General features: G+C 52.6%; 23 protein-coding genes. 5 read left to right on the top strand and 18 right to left on the bottom strand.

Annotated elements, in window-relative coordinates:
- Nucleotides 1–96: 96 nt before the first annotated feature.
- Entirely contained in the window at nt 97–261 is a 165-nt protein-coding gene (locus FDW98_RS06950) for a DUF1127 domain-containing protein (protein WP_096758437.1), read from the top strand.
- A 117-nt stretch (nt 262–378) separates the two neighbouring features.
- Here FDW98_RS06950 and symE read toward each other — a convergent pair whose 3' ends face one another.
- From symE to btsT, 8 genes are all read right to left on the bottom strand, one after another.
- Nucleotides 379–723, bottom strand: a complete 345-nt coding sequence (symE, locus tag FDW98_RS06945; protein ID WP_096758436.1) for an endoribonuclease SymE — start codon at nt 721–723, stop codon at nt 379–381.
- A gap of 215 nt (nt 724–938) precedes the next feature.
- On the bottom strand, nt 939–2660 hold the full coding sequence (locus FDW98_RS06940; RefSeq protein ID WP_096758435.1) for a restriction endonuclease subunit S: 1722 nt from the start codon (nt 2658–2660) through the stop codon (nt 939–941).
- A complete protein-coding gene (locus FDW98_RS06935) occupies nt 2660–4129 on the bottom strand; it encodes a type I restriction-modification system subunit M (protein ID WP_096758434.1) in 1470 nt (489 codons plus the stop codon). The genes FDW98_RS06940 and FDW98_RS06935 overlap by 1 nt, the downstream gene beginning before the upstream one ends.
- A gap of 74 nt (nt 4130–4203) precedes the next feature.
- Entirely contained in the window at nt 4204–6627 is a 2424-nt protein-coding gene (gene hsdR / locus FDW98_RS06930; protein ID WP_096758433.1) for an EcoAI/FtnUII family type I restriction enzme subunit R, read from the bottom strand.
- A gap of 95 nt (nt 6628–6722) precedes the next feature.
- Nucleotides 6723–7889 carry a restriction endonuclease gene (locus tag FDW98_RS06925; RefSeq protein ID WP_096758432.1) on the bottom strand — a complete coding sequence of 389 codons (1167 nt, stop codon included), beginning with the start codon at nt 7887–7889 and terminating at the stop codon, nt 6723–6725.
- A 182-nt stretch (nt 7890–8071) separates the two neighbouring features.
- Nucleotides 8072–9028 carry a GTPase gene (gene yjiA, locus FDW98_RS06915; protein ID WP_096758431.1) on the bottom strand — a complete coding sequence of 319 codons (957 nt, stop codon included), beginning with the start codon at nt 9026–9028 and terminating at the stop codon, nt 8072–8074.
- A 12-nt stretch (nt 9029–9040) separates the two neighbouring features.
- Complete coding sequence (locus tag FDW98_RS06910) at nt 9041–9235, bottom strand: YbdD/YjiX family protein (RefSeq protein WP_003830038.1); 195 nt, start codon at nt 9233–9235, stop codon at nt 9041–9043.
- A 107-nt stretch (nt 9236–9342) separates the two neighbouring features.
- Nucleotides 9343–11493: a pyruvate/proton symporter BtsT gene (gene btsT / locus FDW98_RS06905; RefSeq protein WP_096758430.1), complete on the bottom strand. Its 2151-nt coding sequence runs from the start codon at nt 11491–11493 to the stop codon at nt 9343–9345.
- 364 nt (nt 11494–11857) lie between these two features.
- On the opposite strand from btsT, the gene tsr reads away from it, so the two are divergent.
- A complete protein-coding gene (gene tsr / locus FDW98_RS06900; RefSeq protein ID WP_096758429.1) occupies nt 11858–13522 on the top strand; it encodes a methyl-accepting chemotaxis protein in 1665 nt (554 codons plus the stop codon).
- A gap of 82 nt (nt 13523–13604) precedes the next feature.
- Here the strand turns inward: tsr and FDW98_RS06895 are convergent, their stop codons facing one another.
- Nucleotides 13605–14966 carry an MFS transporter gene (locus FDW98_RS06895; RefSeq protein WP_096758428.1) on the bottom strand — a complete coding sequence of 454 codons (1362 nt, stop codon included), beginning with the start codon at nt 14964–14966 and terminating at the stop codon, nt 13605–13607.
- Between the two features lie 213 nt (nt 14967–15179).
- Nucleotides 15180–16094 carry a GntR family transcriptional regulator gene (locus FDW98_RS06890; protein ID WP_096758427.1) on the bottom strand — a complete coding sequence of 305 codons (915 nt, stop codon included), beginning with the start codon at nt 16092–16094 and terminating at the stop codon, nt 15180–15182.
- Nucleotides 16095–16231: 137 nt separating this feature from the next.
- Between FDW98_RS06890 and FDW98_RS06885 the strand changes: the two genes are divergently transcribed.
- Nucleotides 16232–17254 (top strand): zinc-binding alcohol dehydrogenase family protein, encoded by a 1023-nt coding sequence (locus tag FDW98_RS06885; protein WP_096758426.1) that lies wholly within the window; start codon nt 16232–16234, stop codon nt 17252–17254.
- Nucleotides 17255–17300: 46 nt separating this feature from the next.
- Here the strand turns inward: FDW98_RS06885 and opgB are convergent, their stop codons facing one another.
- The 6 genes from opgB to FDW98_RS06855 form a co-directional block, all read right to left on the bottom strand.
- Entirely contained in the window at nt 17301–19592 is a 2292-nt protein-coding gene (opgB, locus tag FDW98_RS06880) for a phosphatidylglycerol--membrane-oligosaccharide glycerophosphotransferase (RefSeq protein WP_096758425.1), read from the bottom strand.
- 235 nt (nt 19593–19827) lie between these two features.
- Nucleotides 19828–20316: a DUF2501 domain-containing protein gene (locus FDW98_RS06875; RefSeq protein ID WP_096758424.1), complete on the bottom strand. Its 489-nt coding sequence runs from the start codon at nt 20314–20316 to the stop codon at nt 19828–19830.
- Nucleotides 20317–20384: 68 nt separating this feature from the next.
- A complete protein-coding gene (gene dnaC, locus FDW98_RS06870; protein WP_096758423.1) occupies nt 20385–21122 on the bottom strand; it encodes a DNA replication protein DnaC in 738 nt (245 codons plus the stop codon).
- Nucleotides 21123–21124: 2 nt separating this feature from the next.
- Entirely contained in the window at nt 21125–21664 is a 540-nt protein-coding gene (dnaT, locus tag FDW98_RS06865) for a primosomal protein DnaT (protein WP_096758422.1), read from the bottom strand.
- 123 nt (nt 21665–21787) lie between these two features.
- Nucleotides 21788–22261, bottom strand: coding sequence for a threonine/serine exporter (locus tag FDW98_RS06860; RefSeq protein WP_096758421.1), 474 nt, complete (start codon nt 22259–22261; stop codon nt 21788–21790).
- Nucleotides 22252–23028 carry a threonine/serine exporter ThrE family protein gene (locus tag FDW98_RS06855; RefSeq protein ID WP_138140550.1) on the bottom strand — a complete coding sequence of 259 codons (777 nt, stop codon included), beginning with the start codon at nt 23026–23028 and terminating at the stop codon, nt 22252–22254. The genes FDW98_RS06860 and FDW98_RS06855 overlap by 10 nt, the downstream gene beginning before the upstream one ends.
- 449 nt (nt 23029–23477) lie before the next feature.
- On the opposite strand from FDW98_RS06855, the gene FDW98_RS06850 reads away from it, so the two are divergent.
- Together FDW98_RS06850 and bglJ are read left to right on the top strand one after the other, a co-directional pair.
- Entirely contained in the window at nt 23478–24203 is a 726-nt protein-coding gene (locus tag FDW98_RS06850) for a LuxR C-terminal-related transcriptional regulator (protein WP_096758419.1), read from the top strand.
- Nucleotides 24164–24841, top strand: coding sequence for a DNA-binding transcriptional activator BglJ (bglJ, locus tag FDW98_RS06845; RefSeq protein WP_096758418.1), 678 nt, complete (start codon nt 24164–24166; stop codon nt 24839–24841). The genes FDW98_RS06850 and bglJ overlap by 40 nt, the downstream gene beginning before the upstream one ends.
- A gap of 54 nt (nt 24842–24895) precedes the next feature.
- Here the strand turns inward: bglJ and FDW98_RS06840 are convergent, their stop codons facing one another.
- Nucleotides 24896–25354: a YbaK/EbsC family protein gene (locus FDW98_RS06840; protein WP_096758417.1), complete on the bottom strand. Its 459-nt coding sequence runs from the start codon at nt 25352–25354 to the stop codon at nt 24896–24898.
- 156 nt (nt 25355–25510) lie between these two features.
- A complete protein-coding gene (gene fhuF, locus FDW98_RS06835) occupies nt 25511–26308 on the bottom strand; it encodes a siderophore-iron reductase FhuF (protein ID WP_096758416.1) in 798 nt (265 codons plus the stop codon).
- Nucleotides 26309–26347 lie beyond the last annotated feature (39 nt).

Here is a 26347-nt window from a genome sequence, read left to right as displayed (position 1 = left end):
ACCAATCTGTATGTTAAATAAAAGTACTTTGTGAATCTGTATTGTATCCCCCTGGATCCGCGAAGATAACGTCTCAGATAAGACGGGGGGGCGGGTATGGAATTTCATGAGAACAGAGCAAAGCAGCCATTTATTGGTTTGGTGCAGGTCTGGAGGGCGATTAAACGCGGGTATCTGCGGGCGCAAACGCGGCGCGTATTGCAACAGATGAGCGATGAGCGGCTAAAGGATGTCGGGCTGCGACGCGATCAGGTGGAGTAATTGTTCTTTCATCGACAGAGGCTGTCAGTGCCGGATGGCGGCGTAACCGCCTTATCCGGCCTACGGGAGAGAGCTTTGTAGGCCCGGTAAGTGTAGCGCCACCGGGCATCAGGGAGATTATTTCTGTCTGCGCGGCTTCGCCGAAATTACGTCGATAAACTCCTGTACCTGACGCTGCTTACGCGCGGACAGCTTGCACACCCGACGCAGCGACTGCAATAACGCGGGTTCTTCCGGCTCCGGCAGCTTTGCCGTTAATACAATGCAGCCTGGCATCACTTTGATATCGAATGGGGTGCCGGTGGTAAAACCGGCGGCTTCCAGCCACTGGCCTTTCATGATAATCGCCGGGACATGCGTGTAATCCGGGTAACGGCTCGCATAGCTGACGGTACCCAGACGGTTATTTGCCGGTGGGACTTCTGGATCGGTGAATTCTGCAATAGAATGCGGGGTAGTCATAATGGCTATTCTCTCTAAATAGTGATTGTGATTAGCGAGGCGCTCGTGTTGCAGCACGGGCGTCTTGCGAAAAATACCTGGATATATCATCAGGGAATAGAAGGAAAGTCCAGCTGAAAATGAATGAAAATAATGGCATGGATGCGGGGATGGATTATTTCTGGTGATGGGAATAAAGCGGCTATTTAGCCGCTTTATTGGTTTCTGGGGGCGGGTTAATTTATGGCAGCGTCGGTGAGGGCGTCGGCCAGGTGGAGCTGGGTTTGTTGGGCTGATTGAATGTGAGATTTTGCCTTGTCACAAAAGGCATCAATAGCTGCTAGCTTCATGAGGATTTTTTGCTGTTCATTATTAGGTGGAACTGTAACAAGAATATTTGAAAAACTCTCAACATTAAGTTTCGGCATTTTTATCCTATTCTCAGCTTGTCTGACTTGTATGAGAAAAAACTCCGATAATATTGATTTTAATAAATAGCTACTGTCAATAAAACAATCCAGTGGATACATGTCAGCGCTACATAAACCATCATACTCGGCTAAAAATGCTTTTGATAAAGATGGACGAATTTTAGAGTAAACAATCTGTCCTTTGTAAAACCGACTATTTGGTCCTTTTACACCCGACTCTTTTACCGTTCTTTTGGCGGTGACTTTCCCTGTACCTTTCTCAATGATATCTGGAGCTACCTGTGGCAGGGCTTGGTATCCATCAGGTGCGACTAATTCTGGGCGAATGTTTACTAAATTACCAATGCGACACCATTCCCATCCATCCGGCAGTTCAAACGGTTTTTCCTCATCGTTAATCGGCGGCAACGGTTTTTGCTTTTTAATTTTCCCGTCTTTCACCAGTTGCGCTTTCTCCTGCGCAATACGTTTGAGCAGTTCAGAGGCCGGTTCGTCGTTCGGATCCTGCGGCACCAGTTTGCCCATCACCGCCAGTTGCAGAATGGTCTGTTTTAAGGCGTCAATACTGGCTTCGGTGGTAAATAGCGTGTCGAAATGCTCGCTGATACGCGCCCAGTTTTCGGCCAGCTCATCGGCGTTCTGGCTGTCGGTTAGCGTGGTTAGCAGGGTTTCAACCAGCTGTTGATGGGCGTCCAGACTGGACAGGGAGTGCTGTTCCAGTTGGTCGCAGAGGGATATTAACTCAAATACTGTATTTTTTATCTTTTCTTGTTCTATCTTTGGTGGAAAAGGAATCAATGTATGCTTCAGATTTGATTGAGTAATCTGATTTATTGTGGTTGTATCAACTCCGTCTAGGTTACGTCTAAATGATGGAGAATCTAAGAAAATTTTGACGTAATTATTATAGTTACATCTAAATATTGCCATAAAGGCACCGAAGGCCATTGGTTCGGAAAGTGAATTAATTAGAGCATTTTTCCCTACAAGGGCCTTACTTCCATTTCTTGCACAAATTAATAGATCTCCATCTTCAACATAAGATGAACTTTTTATTTCCATGCCTGAAACACGAACTAGATCCGTAAAATCTAATATACCATTTTGTATATTAGATGATCTTAATACTGGAGTGCCTGTTTCTTTTATGTTATTAGGTGAATAAGTTAAGCCGATATTAGTTTCACCAATGTCTCCCAGTCGCACCCACTCCCACCCCACCGGTAGCTCAAACGGTTTCTCCTCCTCGCTAATCTCCGGCAGCGGCTTGGGCTTTTTAATTTTCCCCTGCTTCACCAGCTCGGCCTTTTCCGCCGCAATACGCTCCAGCAGCACCGACGCCGGTTCATCGTTCGGATCCTGCGGCACCAGCTTGCCGCGAACCGCCAGCTCCAGAATCAGCTCGCGCAGCTTCTTAATACCGTACAGGTCGATCTTACCCGAGCTGCCGCGCCCGGCCGTGGAACGGGTTTTCAGCGCCGTGGTCCAGGTATCGATATGGTCGACAATCAGTTTTTCCACAGTCATCAGTTGGCCTCCTTACCGGAGAGCGCCGCGCCGAGGATATCGCGCAGCTGGTGGCGCAGGGTCTGGATTGCTTCCTGCTGCTTTGCGTACTGTGTGAGCAGTTCGTCCGGATCGTGGCTGACGGTTTCCGCCTGGTGCGGGTTCTTGATATCGAGGTTAAAGTTGCGGGCAATCACCTCGTCGATGCTGACCTTCCACGCCTGTTCATTCTCGACGCGGCTGGCGAAGCCGTCGGCCTCGTTGCCCCACCAGTCGATCTCGGCCTGGAATTCTTCAAACTTCATCGGTTTGGTTTTGCTGTAGTTCTTCACGCCCGCCGGGTACGGGTGCTCGTAAAACCAGATGTCTTTGGTCGGCTGGCCTTTGGTAAAGAACAGCAGGTTGGTTTTGATCCCGGTGTACGGGTTAAACACGCCGTTCGGCAGACGCACGATAGTGTGCAGGTTGCACTCCTCGGTGAGCAGCTTTTTGATCTTGGTTTTCACGCCTTCGCCAAACAGCGTACCGTCCGGCAGCACCACCGCCGCGCGGCCGTTTTTCGCCAGCACTTCAATAATCAGTTGCAGGAACAGATCCGCCGTTTCGCGGGTCTGCATTTCTGCCGGGAAGTTCTTCTCGATACCGTCTTCTTCGGTGCCGCCGAACGGCGGGTTGGTGACGATGACATCCAGCTGTTCATCCCACGACGACAGCGGCTTGTTGAGGGTGTTGTCGTGACGAATTTGCACCGGCACTTCGATGCCGTGCAGCAGCATATTGGTGGTCGCCAGCAGGTGCGGGAGCTGCTTTTTCTCCACGCCGTGGATTTGCTGTTGCAGCGTCTGGTGATCGGCCACGCTCTGCACATATTTGTTTTTTACATGATCGAACGCGCAGGCGAGGAAGCCGCCGGTGCCGCAGGCCGGGTCCATTATCGACTCGCCGAGCTTCGGATCGACGCGATCGACCATAAAGCGGGTGACGGCGCGCGGGGTATAAAATTCACCGGCATTACCCGCCGATTGCAGATCTTTGAGGATCTGTTCGTAAATGTCGCCGAACAGGTGGCGTTCGCTGGCGCTGGTGAAGTCAATTTCGTTGAGTTTGTTGATCACCTGACGCAGCAGCGTGCCGTTTTTCATGTAGTTATAGGCATCGCTGAACGCCTGTCTGACCACAAAGCCACGCGGGTTTTTATCGATAGGTGCAGTGAGGTTTTTCAGCGCCGGGAACAGGTCGTCGTTGACGAATTCCAGCAGGGAATCGCCGGTAATGCCCTCGGCGTTCGCCGCCCAGCTGCGCCACAGGTAGCGCTGCGGGATTGGATACTGATAGTTATCCTGCTCCAGTTCCAGCGCCTCTTCCTGGGCGTCAAAGATTTTCAGAAACAGCAGCCATGAGAGCTGACCGAGACGCTGCGCATCGCCGTCTACGCCGGCGTCTTTGCGCATAATATCCTGTAAGGATTTGATCACTGAGCTGATTGACATGATGTATTCCATGTTTCATTAACAATAAGGCCTTCTGCTACGCGGTGGCAGCAGAAGGCGCAAAAGGGGAGTGGTTACGCGGAGCGGGGCGGTAAATGGTAGATTTCGCTCTCCAGCTCGCTGATGGCCTGATTATACCCGTTACGGTCGCCGAATCCGCTTTTAATGATCTCCGGCAGCGTACCCATGCTGTCGAACGGCTTGAGCTTCAGCACCTGAATACTCTCTATTTCCTGCACGCCCGTATCGGCGTATTTATCCAGCAGCGTATTCAGCACCGCCTGCGCGGCGTCGGAGTATTTGGTGAAGTAGTTGCGCTTGCGCACGTTCTCCGCCCGCTCTTTGCGGGTTAACGGCGGCTGACCATACACCACGTGACATAACATGTCGAACGGGTCTAGCTCTTTACCGACCTCTTCCGCCAGCACTTCCCAGATAATCCCCTGCTGCTCCAGTTCCCTGATGATGGCCTCTTTGCGCTCGGCGTCCTGCCACTTGCGGGTGAAATCATCCAGCGAGGCGTACTCTTTGAGCAGCGTTTTGCGGGTGTAGTCTTTGAAGGATTCAGTGACCAGCTTGCCGTCGGCATCGTAATACTGCACACGTTGGGCAATCACGCCGACGGCCACGCCGTTAACGTGAAACTTGCGCACTTTGTTCTCATCTTCGTCCGGCAACGGGCCGACATCGTCTGTACCGGTAACGGTATACGGCGCGGGATCTTCATCGGCCCCGGTGATGTCGTCTTCGGCCTCTTCTTCGTGCTCGTCGAACTGCTCCTCAAAATCAGAGTCCGGGTCGGCGATATCTTCCGGCGTGGTGTCCATCACCTTTTCCGGGATGCCGTCGAAGCGTTCATCAGCGAACAGTTCGGTGGCCTTTTTGAAGTCGAGGATGGTGAACCACAGCTTGCCGTAGCGTTCATCGATGCGGGTGCCGCGACCGATGATCTGCTTGAATTTGGTCATCGACTGAATGTTTTGGTCCAGCACCACCAGTTTGCAGGTTTTGGCATCCACGCCGGTGGTCATCAGCTCGGAGGTGGTGGCGATAACCGGATAGGCTTTTTTGGGGTTAATAAAGTTATCCAGTTGGGCTTTGCCAATGTCGTCATCGCCGGTGATTTTCATCACGTACTTGTCGTTCTTTTTGACCTGTTCCGGGTTGAGATTGACCAGCGCGCGGCGCATCCGCTCTGCGTGATCGATGTCGTTACAGAAGATGATGGTTTTATCCATCGGGTTGGTGCGTTTGAGGTAATCGGTGATGGTTTTGGCCACCAGTTCGGTACGCTCATCAATCACCATCGTGCGATCAAAATCTTTCTGGTTGTAGATACGGTCGTCGATCAGCTCACCGTTTTTATCCGTCTGGCCTTTGGTCGGGCGCCAGCCCTGGAGATCAACGTCGATATCGACGCGCACCACTTTATAAGGGGCAAGGAAGCCGTCTTCGATGCCCTCTTTGAGCGAGTAGATATACACCGGGTCGCCGAAGTAATCGGTGCTGGAGACTTCATGGGTCTCTTTCGGCGTGGCGGTTAAGCCAATCTGCGTGGCGGCGCTGAAATAGTCGAGGATTTCGCGCCACGCGCTGTCTTCCGAGGCGCTGCCGCGATGGCATTCGTCGATCACAATCAGGTCAAAGAAATCCGGGGCCACCTGTTTAAAGGCTTTTTGATCTTCTTCCGGGCCGGTGATGGCCTGGTACAGCGCGAGGTGGATTTCAAATGCCGGATCGATAGTGCGCCCGGTGACCTTGGTCATCGCCGTGCCAAACGGCAGGAAATCGTTGTTTTTGGTCTGATCAACCAGAATGTTGCGATCGGCGAGGAACAGGATCCGCTTCTTACTTTTCGCTTTCCATAAGCGCCAGATAATCTGGAAGGCGGTGTAGGTTTTCCCTGTTCCGGTAGCCATCACCAGTAGAACGCGGTTCTGCCCGGCGGAAACGGCTTCAATTGTTTTGTTGATGGCCTGTAGCTGGTAATAACGCGGCGCTTTGCCGCTGCCGTCGTCGTAGTAGTCCTGGGTAATTACCGGAAGCTGGGCTGCGGTATAACCTTTCCAGAGGCAATATTTCTGCCACAGTTCTTCGGGGGTTGGAAATTCATCGAGAGTGATCTCACGCTCAATCGCCCCGGTTGAGGTTTTATCGTGGAAGATAAAGCCATCACCGTTGGAAGCAAACGCAAAGGGAACGTCCAGCAGGTGGGCATAACCCAGCGCCTGCTGCATGCCTTTGCCGATTTCATGTTTATTGGCTTTCGCCTCAATGACCGCCAGCGGCATGTTTAATTTGTGGTACAGCACGATATCGGCAGATTTCACCGTTCTACGCGCCGCGACTTTGCCGCGCACGATGACCTTACCGTCCCGGAGTTTAACCTCTTGTCTGATTTGCGTTGTGTTGTTCCAGCCAGCATCAAGGATAGCGGGCATAACGCATTTGGTGATGATGTCTGCTTCCGTCAGGGTACTCAGGTTCAGGTCAGCCATGTCCGTTCTCTACCGATAATGGGATTGCTCTGATTTTACACATTATTGTTATGCAAGCCATGAACAGAAATGGCTTTGCTACAGCGCCTTGCACCTTATTCAATCTCCAGCTCGTCAAACAGCTGCAAATCCACGTCCAGTAACTCGACCGCATTGCTGCGTCGAATGCCGACGTTATTTTCAATCAACAGCTCCAGCAGGCGATCGCCGTCGATTAACGTAATCGGCGCGGCGCCGGGGAATAATGCGGCTTCCGGGCAGCTGGCGGCAAATTTCCCGGTGGTGATCAGCGTGCCGCGAATGGCTTTGTGGTAGGGCAGTGCGCCGCGTAGCTGATCGATATATGGTCGAGTAATGGTGTTCTGCATCCGTTTTACCTGCACCACTTCGGTAATGGTGGTGATGCCCACCTGAACCTTACCAATCACGTCCACGCCTTTATCACCTGAGGCTTTGGTCACTTCAACCTGTTCGTAGCCCATCGCTTCCAGTAATTGCCCGACCAGATGCTCAAACTTGTACGGATTCATGGTGCTGATTTGCTCGCGCAGCAGTTCTTTTTGCTGTTCGTTATAGCGCTTCACGGCTTCCAAAAGCTCTTTACGCGGATCGCTTTTTCGCGCTGGCAGCGCTTTTCCGAGCCAGGCTCGCCCGGCATCGGTGATGCGATAGCTCATACCTTCGCGGTTAACCATTTCGCGGTCGATCAAGTTATTGAGGCGGGAGTAGAGTGTGCTCTTAACGGAACTGGCAGAAGCGAATTTGGAGTGCTGGTGCAAAAAGGCCTGCCATTCGGGAAGTAAATCCGCGCGACGCGACATTTCCCGACCAGCCAGCAGTTCCAGAAGCTGCAGGATGCCTTCCTGATCGTCAAGCGAACGCAATGTCTTTTCGTCATCATGCAGAAATTGTTGCCCACGGGGAGTGGGTTGCCAGGTATCATCTGGCGTGCTTTTCATCAGGTCAAACTGCGGATAGTTGAGGAACAGATAGCAGCCGTAGCTGTGGCGTGGGTTCAGGATATGGTTATCGGTATCCCAGATACGGCGGGCGATTTCGGCATCTTCACCTGACAAGCGCTCGCTGATCCACAGATCCGGTTCGGACCAGTCAACGGGTTGTTGCGGTGTGCCGGTTTGCTCGTGAATGGCGGTAATCATATCGCGCACTGCTTTCAGGGAATAGCCTGAAACGGCTTTCATCATCGCTTTTACCTGGGCGTAGGTCGGAAAAAGCGGGGTAATCACTTTGTAATTTTTCACGTTGGTCCCTTAACGAGTGCAATGGCAATAGCTTGCCACAGCAAATGAAAAATTCCATGGGATGAATCACTTATCGGGATGAAAACTGCCAGTGCCGGATGGCGGCTGCGCCTTATCCGGCCTACGGGAGAAGGCTTTGTAGGCCCGGTAAGCGCAGCGCCACCGGGCAAATCATCAGGGGATTACTTCTTCAATCCCGCAAACGCGGCTCGGATCTCATCTTCCGGCAGGTTAATACCGATAAACACCAGCTGGCTGTGCGGCTGTTCGTCGCCCCACGGGCGGTCCCAGTCGGCGCTGTACAGGCGCTGGACGCCCTGGAACAGCAGGCGGTTGGGTTCGCCTTCGATCCACAACATGCCTTTGTAACGCAATAGTTTCTCGGCAGATTCCAGCAGCAGGTTTTCCATCACCCTGGACACATCACTGATATTCACCGGGTAATCCAGTTCGACGACGATCGAGGAGATATCGTTTTGTTTGTCGGCGATAAAGTGGAAACGCGGTTTGGCGCTGACCACGTTCTCTTCCAGCATAAAACCGTTGGTGTCGAACAGCTGCGCGAGGTCGATGTCGCCATGGGTGACGGTATACACCGGGGCGCGGGCGTTGATGCGCGCCAGGCGCTCACGCAGTTTCTCGCTTTCACCTGCTACGTCGGTTTTGGTCAGCAGGATGCGGTCGGCGTAGCCAACCTGCGACTGGGCGATGGTGAACTGGTTCATCTGTTCGTCGGCGTGCACCGCGTCAACCAGCGCGATCACGCCGTCCAGCAGGTAGCGTTCGCAAATCACTTCATGGGAGAAAAAGGTCTGAATAATCGGGCCGGGATCGGCCATGCCGGTACACTCAATCACCAGACGGTCAAAATCGATCGCCCCCTTGTCGAGGTTGTCGAGCAGGTCTAACAAGGCGTCTTCCAGTTCACTGGAACGGGTGCAGCAGATGCAGCCGTTGGTCAGGGTTTTGATCTGCGTGGCGCGGTCGCCAATCAGCTGATCGTCCACCGAGACTTCGCCGAATTCGTTTTCGATAACGGCAATTTTGTAACCGTGCTGCTCGTTGAGAATATGGCGCAGCAGGGTGGTTTTACCCGCGCCGAGAAAACCGGTGAGTAGGGTGACTGCAATCGGGGTCATTCATTTCTCCTTCTAACAGCAACTGCTTCCGCCGCTACCGTAGCGGGCTTCCTGGCGCTCGCGGAAGAATTCTTCGTAGGTCATGTACGGCTTATCGGGATGGTTGGTCTTCATATGCTCGACGTAGTTGTCGTAGTCCGGAATACCAATCAGCATTTTTGCCGCCTGACCGAGATACTTTTTTGCCTGACCTAAAGTACCAAACATTCTGCCGTCCTGTTAATGAATAAAGCCGGATGGCGGCTTGCGCCTTATCCGGCCTACGTTAACTGCATTCTGTAGGCCGGGATCGCTACGCGCCTCCCGGCATCAGGTTAGTGGTGTGAAGAGGTCTTCACGCCGCCTTCCGGCACCGGTACATACGGCGTCTCTTTATCAGAGCGGCCGTTGATGGCGCGGGCTTTCTGCCAGGTACGGAACCCGTAGAAAATGATGCTGTACACCACCACCAGGAACAGAATACTCAGGCCAGCGTTGGTGTAGTTGTTGATGACGATATGGTTCATGTTGGCAATCTGCTGTGCGGTCAGTTCACCGCCGTTAGCAATCTTCTCTTTGTACTGACTTGCCATGAAGAAGAAGCCTTCCATCTGCGGGTTGGTGCTGAACAGTTTCAGACCCAGCGCCCAGGTGGTGCAGATCAGCAGCCATACGGCCGGAACCACGGTGACCCAGATGTATTTGGTGCGCTGCATTTTAACCAGTACCACGGTGCCGAGAACCAGCGCCACGGCGGCCAGCATCTGGTTAGAGATACCGAACAGCGGCCACAGGCTCTTCACGCCGCCCAGCGGGTCAACCACGCCTTGATACAGCAGGTAGCCCCACAGGCCTACGCAGCCCGCAGTACCCACAACACCGGCAACCAGGGAGTCGGTTTTCTTCAGGAACGGGACGAAGTTACCCAGCAAATCTTGCAGCATAAAGCGGCCAGAACGGGTACCGGCATCCAGTGCGGTCAGGATGAACAGCGCTTCAAACAGAATACCGAAGTGGTACCAGAAGCCCATGTCAGCCATCGGCAGCACTTTGTGGAACACGTGCGCGATACCGACAGCCAGCGTCGGTGCGCCACCGGCGCGGTTCAGAACGGACGGTTCACCGATGTCTTTCGCGGTTTGCAGGATCTGCTCAGGCGAAATCACGAAGCCCCAGGAGCTGACGGTTGCCGCTGCCTGCGCGGTCACGTCTTTCAGCTGCGCCATAATCAGCGGCGCGTTCTCGCCACCCATTTCATGCAGGTTTGGCATGGTGATGCCAAGGCCCGCAGGCGGGGTGTTCATCGCGAAGTACAGACCTGGTTCGATGATGGAGGCGGCAACCAGCGCCATAATTGCGACGAAGGATTCCATCAGCATGGCGCCATAACCAATGAAACGCGCATCGGTTTCACAGGCCAGCAGCTTCGGTGTGGTACCGGAGGCGATCAGCGCGTGGAAGCCAGACACCGCGCCACAGGCGATGGTGATGAACAGGAACGGGAACAGCGCCCCTTTCCATAGCGGACCGGTACCGTCAACGTACTGGGTCATCGCCGGCATTTTCAGCTCTGGGTTAAGGATAACGATACCGACAGCCAGACCAACGATAACGCCGATTTTCAGGAAGGTGGCCAGATAGTCGCGCGGGGCGAGGATCAGCCATACCGGCAGCAGCGCAGAGATAAACGCGTAGCCAATAAGCGTAAAGGTAATGGTGGTGTCTTTAAAGGTCAGTGCCGGGCCCCAGTACGGGTCGTGGGCAATCACGCCGCCGAAGTAAATGGAGGCAACCAACAGCACAATACCAATCACCGACACTTCGCCCACACGTCCTGGGCGCAAGAAGCGCATGTAGATCCCCATGAACAGCGCGATCGGTACGGTTGAGCAGACGGTGAACACACCCCACGGGCTTTCCGCCAGCGCTTTCACCACGATCAGCGCCAGCACCGCCAGGATGATGATCATGATTAAGAAGCAGCCGAACAGCGCGATGGTTCCTGGTACCGGGCCCATCTCTTCTTTGATCATCTCACCGAGAGATGCGCCGTTACGGCGAGAAGAGATAAACAGCACCATGAAGTCCTGCACTGCACCGGCCAGCACCACGCCCGCCAGCAACCACAGCGTACCAGGCAGGTAGCCCATTTGCGCGGCCAGTACCGGTCCAACCAGAGGACCGGCCCCGGCGATAGCAGCAAAGTGGTGACCAAACAGAACGTTACGGTTGGTCGGGACGTAGTTCAGACCGTCGTTGTTGATGACCGCCGGCGTGGCACGCGTGGGGTCAAGTTTCATCACTTTCTGGGCGATGTACAGACTGTAGTAACGATAGGCCACCAGATAAACAGAGACTGAGGCGACCACGATCCACAGGGCGCTGATGTGTTCACCCCGACGTAATGCCACTACCGAGAGGCAAAATGCACCGATGATTCCAAGAATCACCCAGGGTATGTGCTTGAATAACTTTTTCGTATCCATAGTAAAACCTGGTATCTAATTAATAATTGGCCGAAGCCGCGTGGGTTTGAGTGTGTGTTTGAGGAGATAAGTTGACTGCTATGTTGGGAGGATCTTGCCAGAGAATTACGCGCGTAAAGTAAGGTAAATATGTGAGTGGTTATATGTCAGCTTAAGCGGTCCCAAGTGTCAGTGAGCGGTTTCGGGGAGCGGTAAACGGGGATGATTATGTGATTAAGATCACTAAAAAACTCTTTTAGAGCCCTTACGGAAGGCGGTATCGCCGATTCGTCGATGCTGCGATCGATTCAGGAAGCACGAATTCCGTAAAGTTTTCTCTTTTCAGGCCGAAAATTCTGACATCTGTCTAGCGGAAAGAGAAAACATGTTAAAACGAATGAAGATTGTTACCAGCTTACTGCTGGTATTGGCGCTGTTTGGTCTTTTACAGCTGGCCTCGGGCGGGTTGTTCTTTAATTCACTGAAGAATGACAAGGAGAACTTTACCGTTCTGCAAAATATTCGCCAGCAGCAGTCTGCGCTGAATGCGACCTGGGTTGAACTGCTGCAAACGCGAAATACCCTGAACCGGGCAGGGATCCGCTACATGATGGATCAGAGCAATATCGGCAGCGGCGCCACCGTGGCAGAGCTGATGCAGGTGGCGAGCACTGCGCTGAAAATGACCGAGAAAAACTGGGCGACCTATGAATCGCTGCCGCGCGATCCGCGTCAAAGCGAAGCCGCGTTCCAGGAGATCAATCGTACCTATGATATCTACCACGGCGCGCTGGCGGAGCTGATCCAGCTGCTGGGTGACGGCAAGATCAATGCGTTCTTTGATCAGCCGACGCAAAGCTATCAGGATGGCTTTGAGAAGCAGTATATGAATTACATGCAGCAGAACGATCATCTGTATGACATTGCGGTTGAAGATAACAACAGCTCTTACAGCCAGGCGATGTGGGTGCTTGCTTGCGTGCTGATTACCGTGCTGGCGGCCATTATAGCCGTCTGGTTTGGCATTAAGCTCTCGCTGATTGCCCCAATGAATCGTCTGATCGACAGCATTCGTCATATTGCCAGCGGTGACCTGGTGAAACGCATCGACGTGGAAGGCTCCAACGAGATTGGGCAACTGGCCGAGAGCCTGCGCCACATGCAGAGTGAGTTGATGAGCACCGTGGGTGATGTGCGTAACGGTGCTAACGCCATTTACAGCGGTGCCAGCGAGATTGCGATGGGTAATAACGATCTCTCGTCACGTACTGAGCAGCAGGCGGCTTCGCTGGAAGAAACCGCGGCCAGCATGGAAGAGTTGACGGCAACCGTGAAGCAGAACGCCGAAAACGCCCGTCAGGCCAGCCATCTGGCGCTGAGTGCCTCCGAAACGGCGCAGAAAGGCGGCAAAGTGGTGGACAATGTGGTGCAAACCATGCGTGACATTGCCTCCAGTTCGCAGAAAATTGCCGATATTATTAGCGTGATCGACGGCATTGCCTTCCAGACTAACATTCTGGCGTTGAACGCCGCAGTAGAAGCGGCACGCGCAGGTGAGCAGGGCCGTGGATTTGCGGTGGTCGCCGGTGAAGTCCGTAACCTGGCCCAGCGCAGTGCGCAGGCCGCGCGCGAGATCAAGAGCCTGATTGAAGACTCGGTCAGCCGCGTGGATGTCGGGTCAACGCTGGTTGAAAGCGCCGGTGAAACCATGGATGAGATCGTCAATGCGGTGACCCGCGTGACCGATATCATGGGGGAAATCGCTTCAGCGTCTGACGAGCAGAGCCGCGGTATCGATCAGGTCGGTCTGGCCGTTGCCGAGATGGATCGTGTAACCCAACAGAACGCCTCGCTGGTGGAAGAGTCCGCTGCCGCCGCGGCGGCGCTGGAAGAACAGGCCAGCCGTTTGACCCAGGCCGTTGCCGTGTTCCGTATTCAGCACGATCAAAAGCGTCCGCGTGATGTTGCTGCCGTAAAACCGGCATCGACAACCACCCAGCCACGTAAAGCTGTGGCGACGGATGCGGGTGAGAACTGGGAAACGTTCTAAGCCTGTGATGCCGGATGGTACTATTGCTCATCCGGCTTACCGGGAAGGTATGTGTAGCCCGATGCTATCGGGCTACACGTCATTACTCCTGACGCGGGTCGCTAATCGGCTGGCGAACCAGGAAGATATAAGCGAACGCCCCTACCATCGTCACGCAACCACAGATAATCAGCGCCAGACGGAAAGAGTTGGTGGTATCCACGATAAATCCGGTGACAATCGGTGCGAACGACGCACAGATAAAGCTGGCAAAGTTCTGAATACTGCCCACGGACGCGGTCATACGGGAAGCCACTGCGACGTGGATCAAACCCCAGCAGGACGTGCCGGCGAAGTGGATGCAGAACAGCGCCATCCCAATCAGTAACACTGCGGCCATTGAGGTTGTCGCCTGCGGTACCACGAAGGTGAATGCAGCAGAGCAGAACATCCCGGCAATGATACAAATCTTACGACTCTTAATCGGCGCCATGCCGCCTTTCACCAGCCAGTCGGTGACAAAACCGTTAATCAGCATGCCAGCTGCGCCAAACAGGAACGGGATCGCGGCCATGAGCCCGGTACTTTTTAAATCCAGGTTATAGGATGTTTGCAGGTAACCCGGCAGCCAGGCCAGATACAACCATGCCGTGTAGTTGATGCCGCTAAAGCCCAGCATCATGCCCCACATGGTACGGTTACGGAACAGGCTGCGCCATTCGGCAAAGCTCAGCGGATCGCGGCGGGCATTGACGCTACCGGCGTTCAGGTACGCTTGTTCGGTGGCGCTCAGTTCAATCTGCTCGCGGTTGCGATACAGCATGTACCAGCCGATGGCGAGGAAAATACCCAGAACGCCGATAGTGATAAACATCCAGCGCCAGCCCATCACCAGCATCATCGCGGCCAGAATCGGTGGGCTAATGGCGACACCAATCGTTGAGGCAGCGTTGAATAACCCCATTGGGCGGCCGCGCTCTTTAATGTTAAACCAGTCGTTGATCACCTTCACGCCGCACGGGTTCATTGGCGCTTCACCAATCCCCATCCCGATACGTACCAGCACAAACTGAGTGAAGGTATGTACCATGCCGGACATCGCCTGAAACAGCGACCAGAAGAACATGCCTAGCCCCAGCATAATGCGCGGGCCTTTGCGATCCAGCAGCGGACCGCAGGGCAGTTGCGCAATACCGTAAGCGAGAGAGAACACGGACAGCAGGATGCCGATTTCGGTTGCGCTGAGTCCCAGTTCTTCACGAATTGTCAGGTTAGCTACTGACAGTGAACTGCGGTCGAGATAATTAATGACCGCCGCAAAAAATAATAAAATCATTGCTGTGGTCTGAATACGTTTTATTCGACTGCTGCGTTGCACCATGCCGTCTGGCGGAACATTAATATCCGCAGATGACGAGGTGCCAAACGAAGAACTCGGGTCGAGGGTAATATTATTTTTTTCCACGCCGGACTCCTGAACCTCAATAATTTATTTTTACACGGTGCCAGACCGTGCTGTATTGAAAAATACCAGTGATAAATCACGTTATTCATCACCGCTCACGAAATTTTTTTAATGCAGTCGACTTAGCGTGAGCATAGGCAAGAGGTTTTTTCTGGCGTTTTTATTTTTATAAAATCGTGCTCCCGGTAGTGGTTTGCTGTTTTTTATCCGTTCTTAATGGGTGCTGTCACTGGTTTGGTTGATAGAGCGAATCATCGATTGTTTGGCTGAATTCAAATGGTTACAGAGTGCCAGGGTGGCATCCAGGTCGCTGCGGCAGATCAGCGCGCTGAGAATGGTCATATGCTCATCGATGGCAATGATGTTGCGCTGCTTGAGGTCGCTTTCGTCCCACTGATAGTGGAAGTGGAAAATCACAGAAATTATCTCAAGCGACTGATTAAAAAAAATATTATCAGCAGCGGAAAGCAGCAGAGCGTGGAACTCGCGGTCTAACTGCGAGAACATACGAAAGCTACTGCCAATGCTGTCGCGCAGCATCCGGTGGCGCTCAAGCAGCGTTTTGGCCTGTAGCCAGCGCGGGTCATTGTCGGGCAGATTCAGGAAATGCTGCAAAGAATGCGTTTCCAGCATTTCGCGCAGTTCGAACAGTTGTTCGGCATAGGCCTGGTCGAACTGCTTCATGCTCCACTGACCACGTTTTTCGTTTTTAATCAGGTTGTAACGTTCGAATTTTAAAAGGTATTCCCGCACAACGACCGGGCTGACGCCCGCTGCTCTGGCAAGCTGCAGCTCGGAGAACGTTTCGCCTGCGCGCAGCTGGCGCTGGTTAATCATAGTGAAAAATGCCTGTTCAAAAATACGATTTTGCTCAGCCATGGAGGCCGTAGTGCAATCAAAACCGTCGTCATGATCCGGTTTGCGTACGATTACGTAGTGGCTACCCACCTGCGTCAGCACACCGCATTCAGCTAAATGGCCCAGCATATGGCGCACGGTGGTGCGGCTGATGTTGTACATCTCTGCCAGCGCGCTTTGCGAAGGAAGTGGGGAAGGAATATGACCCCGCGCCATATCATCAATTATCTGGTTAATCACATTGTGGCGTAGATTCTGTGAACGGCTCATGGTGTCTCCTTTTTACCTATTAAAACCCGATTTAAAACATTTTTATGCGTTGGGTTTCACAGATTATGTTTCTGCTTGCGCCAGCATTTTTATTTTCATCGATATCTGAGGCAACAAAAAAACAGGAGAGCAGAATCATGTCTACGATGAATACACTGATTTGCCAGGAACCCAAAAAATTAGTCTGGAAAGAACGTGATATACCTATTCCGGGTAATGGCGAAGCATTAATAAAAATAAAGTCTGTCGGAATTTGTGGGACCGATATTCATGCCTGGGGTGGCAATCAACCTTTTTTCAGCTATCCACGCGTGTTAGGTCATGAAATATGTGGGGAAGTTGTCAGTCTGGGGCGGAATATACAAAATCTGGAAATAGGCCAGCAGGTTGCGGTTATTCCTTACGTTGCGTGCCAACAGTGCCCGGCGTGCCAGAGCGGGCGCACCAACTGCTGCGAGAAGATTTCGGTGATTGGCGTGCACCAGGATGGGGGCTTCAGCGAATACCTGTCCGTGCCGGAGACCAACTTGCTGGATGCGCAGGGCATTGATCCGCAAGCGGCGGCGCTGATCGAACCGTATGCCATCAGTGCGCATGCTGTGCGTCGGGCTGCCGTGGTGCCTGGCGAGCAGGTGCTGGTGGTGGGAGCGGGGCCGATTGGTCTTGGCGCTGCGGCGATTGCCAAAGCCGATGGCGCACAGGTGGTGGTGGCGGACACCAGCCCTGCCAGGCGGGAGCATGTAGTCTCCCGCTTAGGATTACCGGTTATCGATCCCTCTGCTGAGGACTTTGACGCGCAGCTACGCGCGCAGTTTGACGGTTCTCTGGCGCAAAAAGTGATTGATGCGACGGGGAATCAGCATGCAATGAACAACACGGTGAATTTGATTCGTCACGGCGGCAGCATTGTGTTTGTTGGGCTGTTCAAAGGTGATTTGCAGTTTTCTGACCCAGAATTCCACAAGAAAGAAACCACCATGATGGGCAGTCGCAACGCCACGCCGGAAGACTTTGCCAAAGTCGGTCGCCTGATGTCGGAAGGTAAGCTGACGGCGGACATGATGCTGACTCACCGTTACGCGTTTGCCACGCTTGCAGAGATCTACGAGCGGGATGTGATCAACAACCGTGAACTGATTAAGGGCGTGATCACCTTCTGATAAGGTTGCCATGCAGCGCCCGGAGGTGTGTTGGGCGCTGTTTTTTTTATCCTTGCAGGTCCACGATTTTGATTTCAACCATTCCGATCCCCAGCTTACGCGGAGAGTGGCCCAGAATGTTGCCCTCGTTGGTAGCGACGGGATCGGGTGGGATAATGACCAGCGTGTCGGCGTCTGTTGGGTTATCAAAATGCAGCGTGATGGTGCTGACGTCATGGCTTAACACCAGCGTTTGTTCCTCGTTGCCGATGCGTACCGGGATGGGACGATTGGCGTTGTCACCGAACGCTTTGGCGGTGATCACCAGATCGAATTTCTTCGGTAACGGGGCGTTGTATTCGATCTTTACCTCGTCACTCAGCTGCGCATTGGACCAGCGCCCCCAGGATTCGGGGCGCGAAATCCCGCTAAATTGTTTCACCTCTTCTGGCGCGCCGGCCACGTTAAAGACGAAGCTGTCGGCCTTGTAGCGAATATCGTTATCGACAATTTTCAGCGTATCGACGTTACCTTTGTAGCGCTCCATGTCGATCACCGTGTCTTTAAACGCGGTTTTACCTTGCCATTTGGCTTTATCGACGTGTTGTACAATTTGTTGCCCGCCCAGTTGCCCTTGTGATACACACCAGTCGGTGGAGAGCGCCAGTTCCGGTGCCCACAGTTGGGCCATTTTGTAGCAGCGGTCTATCCAGACAAAGTTATCGCGCGGGGCGAAATCCGCCAGCTGGAAGCGCAGCGGGGCAGAGTATTCACTTTCCGGCAGTGGCTCAACGCGTTGCTCCGACACGCGCAGCAGCAGCGGCAGGCGGAAGTGACTGCCGGAGAACGCGATCATGCTTTTGTCCGTGTCGACGGTGAATGCTTTCATCTCTTTGGGGAAATTCCACAGGCGAATAATATCGGGCTTCCAGGCCAGCATTTTCTCTTTGATGTTCAGGAATACTTCTGACACGGACTCACTCGACAAGCTACTGCGTCCTAGACCGATAAAGTTATCGCCGCCGAGAATATCCAGGACGGTCGCGCCGTTATCCATCGTGTTGCGTTTCACCGCCAGCGTATCCTGCTGCGGCTTGTCGCCGCGTAGCACGAAGAACAGGTTGTTGCGATCCTCCTTGTTCAGGTACTTCCAGGCGGTGTTGTTCATCGCCAGATGATCGGAGGACACCACAATTACGGTATCTTTAAACCACGGTGACGCTTTGATCTTATTAATAAACGTGGCAATGTTTTCCTGACTACAGCTGACTGCGCTAAATGACTGATTGGCTTTGCCATCGATGTCATAGCGTTTGCGGTTGCAGGTGCGCGAAATAAATCCATCCGGGTGATGAGTATCGACCGTCAGGGTAAACAGTGAAAAACGTTGACCAGACCGTGAAAGCTCTTCGAATTTTTTCCACGCTTCATCGAGGACGGTATCGTCGTAAAAGCCCCAGTCATTACGATAGGCCGGGTCCGCTACTACGCCTTTTAACTCTTCTGCGCCGTACAGATGATCAAAACCATGGGATTTCAGGAACACGTCTTTCCCGGCAAAGCGCAGATTTGCGCCCTGCACAAAGACATTTTGATAGCCGGAGTTCTTCAGGATGTCGCCCAGGCAAATATTGTTTGGGAAGAAGCTGGAAACTGATGCCGAGGCGTTACCTTCAAACGGGGCAAACAGCGGAATGCCGCACTGTGAAGCGACCATGCCGGCGATGGTGTAATCCGTTCCCGGCAGCTGCATAGTATTGCTGAAATCCATCCCTTCGTTTTTTAATGCCCCGAGCTCCGGGGTCAGATCCGGGAATGCATCATTGTTAAAATAGGTGCGTTCCAGGCTTTCGCCGTAGATATATACCAGGTTCAGCTTCGGGTTGGGAATGGTTTTTGACGGCTCTTTGTAATACGCCGCAAAGTCCGGGTCGCCATCGCGCGACTGGGATTTCACCAGTTCGGTTATCTGATGAAACGCCGGGCTGGCATCCACCGACGCCAGCGCCAGCAGCAGAGCCAGCAGGCTGTAACCCACGTGATGAGGATGGTGGCGGCGACGGCGAAGCACCCAACCCAGCGCGCCAAACACGGTGGCCAGCGCCAGTGCAATCCCAATGCCCGGCAGAACATATTTGCCAAGGCCCGCGCCGGTCAGACTGTTGGTCAACGTGTACAGCACTGCGTCGTTGATGCCGTCGCCGGTGAAATAGTCGCTGGCATACAGCGTGATATTCAGGACAATAAAAATCCCCAGCACCGTTAACGTGGCGGCAAACCACCAGGTGTTGCGACCCGCTTTCCAGGCGTAAATCAACACCGACGCGAGAAACAGAGTGATGGAGAATAATTCAGACAACGGACGATCCTCAGTAAGCCGGGTAAATACCTGGCAGGCTAATCATTTCTGGAAAGTACAATGTAATAGCGTTGCTACATTGCTGCAATTGTAGTGACATTTAAATACGTTGTTATTCAGAATTGGTTTAGATATGCGGGGTGTTGAAGGGTATTACTGATTACTTTGAGGAATGTTTTCGGGACATAAATTGATACCGCGCAGGTTGTGAAAAACCGTGCGCGGCATTTGTACATCAGGAAATGAAGTTCATACCCTGTTTTAACACCAGATCGCAGGCCTTGGTTTTGACTTGCTTTGCCAGCGAGCTGTTACCAATCGTCTCCAGATTAAGCTGTTGACCATCTTTGGCATTGAGCATGCCCTGAATGCCGTCCAGATAGTTGGTGTCTTTTTTCTGCTCCGTTGCGCCCAGGCCTAGTTTATCCAGCACCTGATTTTTGACGTTTTCGGTATCGGTGACCGAAGCCAGTTTCTGTTTTGCACAATATTCCAGAATCCCGGCTGCGTTGTTCATACTGCTGGACGTGAGCGACTGATTACTGCCGAGCAGGCTGGTCAGGGACGAGAGTGAGTTGCTGCTCTGAGAGCCAGAGGTTTGCTTACTCAGTTCGCCAGCCGCGCTGGAGAGTGAATCCTGCCAGGAGGCGGCGAAAACGCTGGTGGAGATCAGCGTGCTGGCGGCAACCGCACAGCACAGAAATCGTTTTGTTGCTTTCATCATTATCATTCCAGGTAACTCGTGTCATGCCTTTTCAGCGCAGTATAGCGCTGCTGATGTTAGGAATGGTCTCAATACTCTTTGCCTGTCACCCGGCTGCGATAACTTTCCCAGTTAAAAATCACCCACAGGCTATTGCCGAGTCGCATACGATCCATCACGCGCTCACCCAGCAGTTTGTTCATTTCATCTATATTGCTGTTTGTCAGCATGCCGGTCGGTCGCTTGGAGGAAGAGCGGCGATCGACGATCTGGTTGATGATCACTTTTTCATAGCGCGATTCGGTCTGCATGCCGATCTCGTCGATCACTAGCAGATCTACGTTGCTGAGATCGTTGAGCAGCTGCTCTTCGCTGGTTTCACGATTGCTGAACGTCTCTTTCATTGCCGACATAATGTCTGCCACGGTAATGATCAGCACTGACTTGCCGCGCAGCAGCAGTTCGTTGCAGATGGCGGCAGCCAAATGGTTTTTTCCGGTGCCAGGTTTGCCGGAGAAGATAAAGCTGGCAATATTGCCATCAAACTCTTCGACGTACTGACGGGCTTTGCTCAGGGCATTCATTTGTCCTTCGCACTCGACCCGATAGTTCTCAAACGAGCAGTTCTGGTGCAGCGGACGGATACCGGAGCGGTTAAACGTGCGCTGCATTTTCATGGCCCGGTTCTCGCGCGCCAGCGCCGCGGCATGAATTTCACCTTGTTCTTTTTGCCACGCCAGCAGTTCCTCGCCCGTTTTGAATGCGGGCTCGACATTGGGCGGCATCATTTTTTGCAGACGTTTCATCAGGTCGCCAACGTTTTTCATCGTTATCCTCTAAAACCCGGTGGAATATGACTGTCAGGTTCGCTGACACTGTTAACATCACGTTTGGGCATTCCGCCATTGCTGGCCCGGCCAATTTGTACGCTACGCGCGAGTTTTTGCTGCCACTGAACATGGTGAAAGATCTTGCCTTCTGCCTGCCAGTAGGCCACAAACGCGGCCAGCTCTTCGGCGGTGACCGGTTCTCTGAGCGCGATGCCCCATAGCGCGGCCTGTCGCTGAAAGTCAGCATCGGGCTGCCAGTCAGCGTACATCGGAAATTTCCCCATCGGTACGGCAACAGGTGCCGCTTGCGGCTCTTCGTAAAATTGCGCATCCAACGTGATATCGCTTCCCGGACGTGACAGCTTCTCTTCGAGCGCCAGTAGTTCGGCCAGACGCGCAGGGGTTACGGCATAAAACGCGGGCGCATTATTGGCGAAAACGGCCACTGCGCCACCAGCTGACTTTGCCAGCACGGCCTGGTGATCGTGTAATAAGGCGTCAATACCGACGACGTCCGGAGTCAAAATTTTACAGGGCATAATGTTTCTCAATACTGAACAACAACCGAGAAGGGGACTGCTTTTATAGTAACACAGAGAAGAAGGAGAGCAGCAGGATGAGGGTGATTCCCCATCCGCTATGGTATTTAAGCAGGTGCACCGTCACACGCGCGGGCGTTTGCGATACAGCCATAATCCCGGTACGGAAAGCCCGATGGACAGAGCCCCCACGATGGACGAGGCTTTCAGGAAGTTAGTCAGCAGGGTAATCATCAGCTCTTCGCTGTAACCGAAATGACCGATTTTTACCGCAGAGATCATCGCCGTGTACGCGGAGATCCCCGGAAACATGGGGATTACTGCCGCGACGGTAAAGACTTTCGGGTGCGCCAGATACCAGCGTGACCATTGGATCCCGATGCAGCCAATCAGTAATGATGCCATAAAGGTTGACCATTCGATATTGAGCCCCGCGGTCATCATCACCATGCGTGAACCGTGCCCAAGCGCGCCGAGCAGGGCACACCAGGGGAGCGCCCGATGCGGTACGTTAAAGACCATGGCGAATCCGACAGCCGGAATTGCAGACAGGATCATGTCCTGCAGCAGGGCAAAAATGAAATCAATTACACCCATCCGCGTAACCCCCACAGAGTCATCGACATCACTACACCAACGCAGGTTGCCAGCGTGAGCAGGCTGGCAATGGCCCAGCGCGCCAGCCCGGTATTTATGTGCCCTTTAAACATATCTGCGACCGCGTTAATCAATGGGAAACCTGGAACCAGCAGCAGCACGCTGGCCGCCATGGCAACCGTCGGCGTGTGATTAAACGTCGGCAACGTCAGCAGCAGACCGGAAATGGTGGTGGCGACAAAAGCGGTGACGCAAAAGTTAATTTGCGGATGCAAATGCCGGGAGGCCAGAATCTGGCGGATATACATGGCAATCATGCTGGCAAAAAAGGTAATAACCGCCCCATCCCATCCGCCATTATTCAGCTTACAAAAGCAGGCGCAGGACAGGCCGACCATCAATGAAACCAGCCATCGAGGGTAGCGCAGCGGTTTAATCTGACTAAAGCGTTTCTCCACGCCTTTGCCGTCCAGCAGCTTATGCTCGGCCAAAATGACGATGTGCTGAACTTCGGTTACGACGTGCATATTGATGCCGCGATCCTGATTTTTTCGGGTCGATGTCAGGCATTGTCCGTCTTTAATGGTGGTCAGGACGATAGCGTTAGAGGAGATGGCGCTTTCTACGCTATCCATACCAAGCGCCAGGCCGAGGCGGGTAGAGAGTTCGTCAACCAGCGCGCTTTCCGCCCCGTGTTGCAGTAAAAATAGTCCACATTGTATACATAACCGTGTAACCGTTCGCTGTGACGACTGCTCTGTTTGCATGGCTCGCTCTGACTGAAAAGATGCACTCTGGATAACGACTGTCTTCTTTTTATCATGAAGCATGATCCCGCTGGCTCTGGCTAAGATCAATCTTTGTGTTGAAAAAAGAGGCAGAGCGGTGAGTTTTGCCGATGTACGGCTCTCTTTTCTATGCTATAGGGTTAACTTCCCTGGTGCGGTTATTTCTGTGTGCAGTAATTACGTAAGTAGCGCTAATAAATTAATGTAGTTATTTTAATTGTACAATTAATGTTCTTCTAAGTGATTATATCAGGATGGTTTTATAGTGTGATGCTATTAGGATTGTAGGGTCATCACTTTTTCATATATTTAAAATAAAAGCCAAGGATAAATAATTCATACTGTCTATCATTTTTACCTGCCGATTTATTAATTTATAGATAACGTTCAGGTGAGCAAGATTGCGGACAGGTGAATATGGAGGAGTTATGTTGCCAGGACGCTGCAAAAACGCAATTATCATTAGTAAACTACCAATCATACAAACTGGACTTAAAGGGGTGATGCAAGGGCAGTTCTCTGATTATGAATTGACGTATTGTCGCTCTGTAGAAGAACTAACTTTGCTGCAGTTGCGCTGCTCTGACCTGGTGATAGCTGACTTAACCAGGGACTGTAGTAATCCGCGTGCAATCTGCGATCAATACTATTCTTTACTGTCTCAATATCGCGATATCCACTGGGTTTTTCTCGTTTCACGCCTGTTTTATCCTCTGGCTGTTGAGTTGCTCATGTGTCCTGTCAGCTCACTGTTATCTGATGCGGAACCCATTGAGAGTCTGGTGAATGTTATTCATTCGGGAAATACCCGGGCCGAGAGAATCAGTAAGGTGCTGCTCTCCCCGCCAATTTACGCTGAATTACAGGATCACAGCGCCCGGTCAATTGTTCTCACTCTTTCTGAAAGAAAAGTGTTACAGCTACTCGGAAAAGGCTGGGGAATTAACCAAATTGCGATGTTACTAAAGAAAAGTAATAAAACAATTAGCGCGCAAAAAAATAGCGCGATGCGGCGCCTGTCAATCCATAGCAATGCAGAAATGTATGCATGGATAAACAGTTCTCAAGGAGCACGAGAGCTGAACTTACCTTCAGTTTATGGAGAGACCACGGAATGGAAAGCAGAAATAACAAAAGCAATGTCGCACTGGTAGAAAAGTGCGCAATGAGTCGTGTTGGTATTAAGAGTTTATTTAATACCATGCCAGATAGCCCATACCATCTTTATCAGTTTTCTAATCAGCTGACCTTTAGCCAGGAAATATTAAAAACGTCTTTTTCTGCGGTCATTTTTTCACTTTCAGCATTAAGAGCGGATCGCCGCGCTGGACTGGTCTACCTGACGGAACTGGCGGTCAATTATCCACGTATCCGGCGCGTGGTGATCGCTGATGATGATGCTGAAGTGCGATTAATTAGCTCGCTTTCCCCGTTGCCGCTGGATGGGGTCATCAGCAAAGCATCATCATTGGATGTATTACAGGAAGGGCTACTCGCAGCCTTGAATTGCGCCAAACGGGGAATCGAAGGGACAAAAAATCACTGGTTTGTTAACCAAAACCGTATGTTAAGCCCTACTGAGCGCGAAATACTGCGTTTTATGTCGAATGGATACTCGATGCCGCAGATCGCCATTCAGCTTGAACGGAACATTAAAACCATTCGGGCGCATAAATTTAACGTGATGTCTAAACTGGGTGTGAATTCTGACGCCGGACTCCTGGATGCCGCTGATATTCTGCTGTACCTGCGTGCCGGGGAGCCAGCGCCTTTTCTCCATGCGGTTTCGTAGTGGGGCGATTACGCGTGTGCCGGATTCACTCTCCGGCACCAGGGTGGGTATTCGTTACCGACATACATCAACCCAGGTAGCAGAAGTCAGTTCAGCCATTCTGTCTGGCGTGATACGCACTGCGCTGTGCGTGGCTCCAGCTGCGGGAAGGACTTCAGCGTAATGCTTCAGGGAGATGTCACAGTAGACTGAAATGGGGGTCTCCAGTCCAAAAGGGCAGACGCCACCAACCGGATGTCCCGTTGCGTTGACCACTTCATCACTACTCAGCATGCGGGCTTTCGCGCCAAACGTACCTTTTAGCTTCTTATTATCCAGACGGGCATCGCCTTTGGCGACGACCAGTATAATGTCATTTTTTACCTTTAGAGAAAGCGTTTTAGCGATCTGTCCGGGTTCGACATTGTGGGCTTTCGCTGCCAGATCGACGGTGGCCGTGCTCTGGTCCAGTTCAATGATTTCAATATCCGGGGCATGTTCCGCCAAAAATTGCCGTACTGATTGCAAACTCATTCTTCTCTCCCGATAGCGTACGCGCAGTTCTGCACGGCAGAAAACCGCATGGCGTAATTTGTCACAGGGGAAGCGTGGCTGTAAATCTTTTATTATTACGACAAAGCAACATCAGCAGGACGTTTAAGACGAGCGGCGAGGGGGGAGGATTCTCGCTTATTTCAGCGTACAGTCGCCGCATTGCTGGACGTCTGGCAGACGGTAGCGCTGGCAGCAGGTTCTGCGGACTAACAGCCCGTCACGTGGCACCACGGTGCGCCAGAGTGGATTATCCTCGCCACAGGTGAGTTGTTTCTCAAAGAAGCAGGCCTGGCGCAACGCTGCCAGTAGTTCATCACCCAGCAGCGGCTTCATCTCTGTCAAATACCAGTGAATTAAGTATCCGGTATTGCTCCAGATAAGCTTGCCGTTAATCTCTTCCGTTGCTTCCAGCGCCCGGACAACCGGCGTCAGTGCAGAAAGAATCAGTGTTTCCATCCGCTGTTGTGGTGAGCGGGCGGTGGTCTGCCTGTCGGGGTGAACGTCTATCCAGAAGCAGGCTGCACGACCCGTTTCGTGAAACTCGACGTGCATATGTTCGGGTGCAACATCAATGGCGTCTTTTTGCGTCAGCAGCGCCACCATCAGCGGGGGCATCATCAGGCCGATATACCACTGTGCCCAGAGTGAAATCAGCGGTTTGTTTTCACGAGCTAACGTGGGCTGATTGCGATAGATATGATCGGAATAAACTGCCAGGAGTGAACGCAGCGTGGCGGGTTGGGCCCATTCATGCAGCGTCATCGCACCTTGTGGCGGTGTTTCATCAAGACGAATGAAGTCCAGTAGGTGCTCACGGGTTTGAGCAAGGGTTGCACGCACTGAATCGGCCAGCGACGGCATCTCCGTAGGGAGGTGGCTGCGCCAGATGACATCTTCAACGATTTCAACGATCGGTGCGGAACGATAAGCCATAGCTATATAAGGATGTTAATCTAAATGATAATGATTGCT

Origin of the sequence: Citrobacter sp. wls711, from assembly GCF_005281055.1 — a bacterium.
Taxonomy (GTDB): Bacteria; Pseudomonadota; Gammaproteobacteria; order Enterobacterales; family Enterobacteriaceae; genus Citrobacter; species Citrobacter gillenii.
Note: the sequence above shows the minus strand (reverse complement) of the source record. Positions and strands in the feature narration are given on the sequence as shown.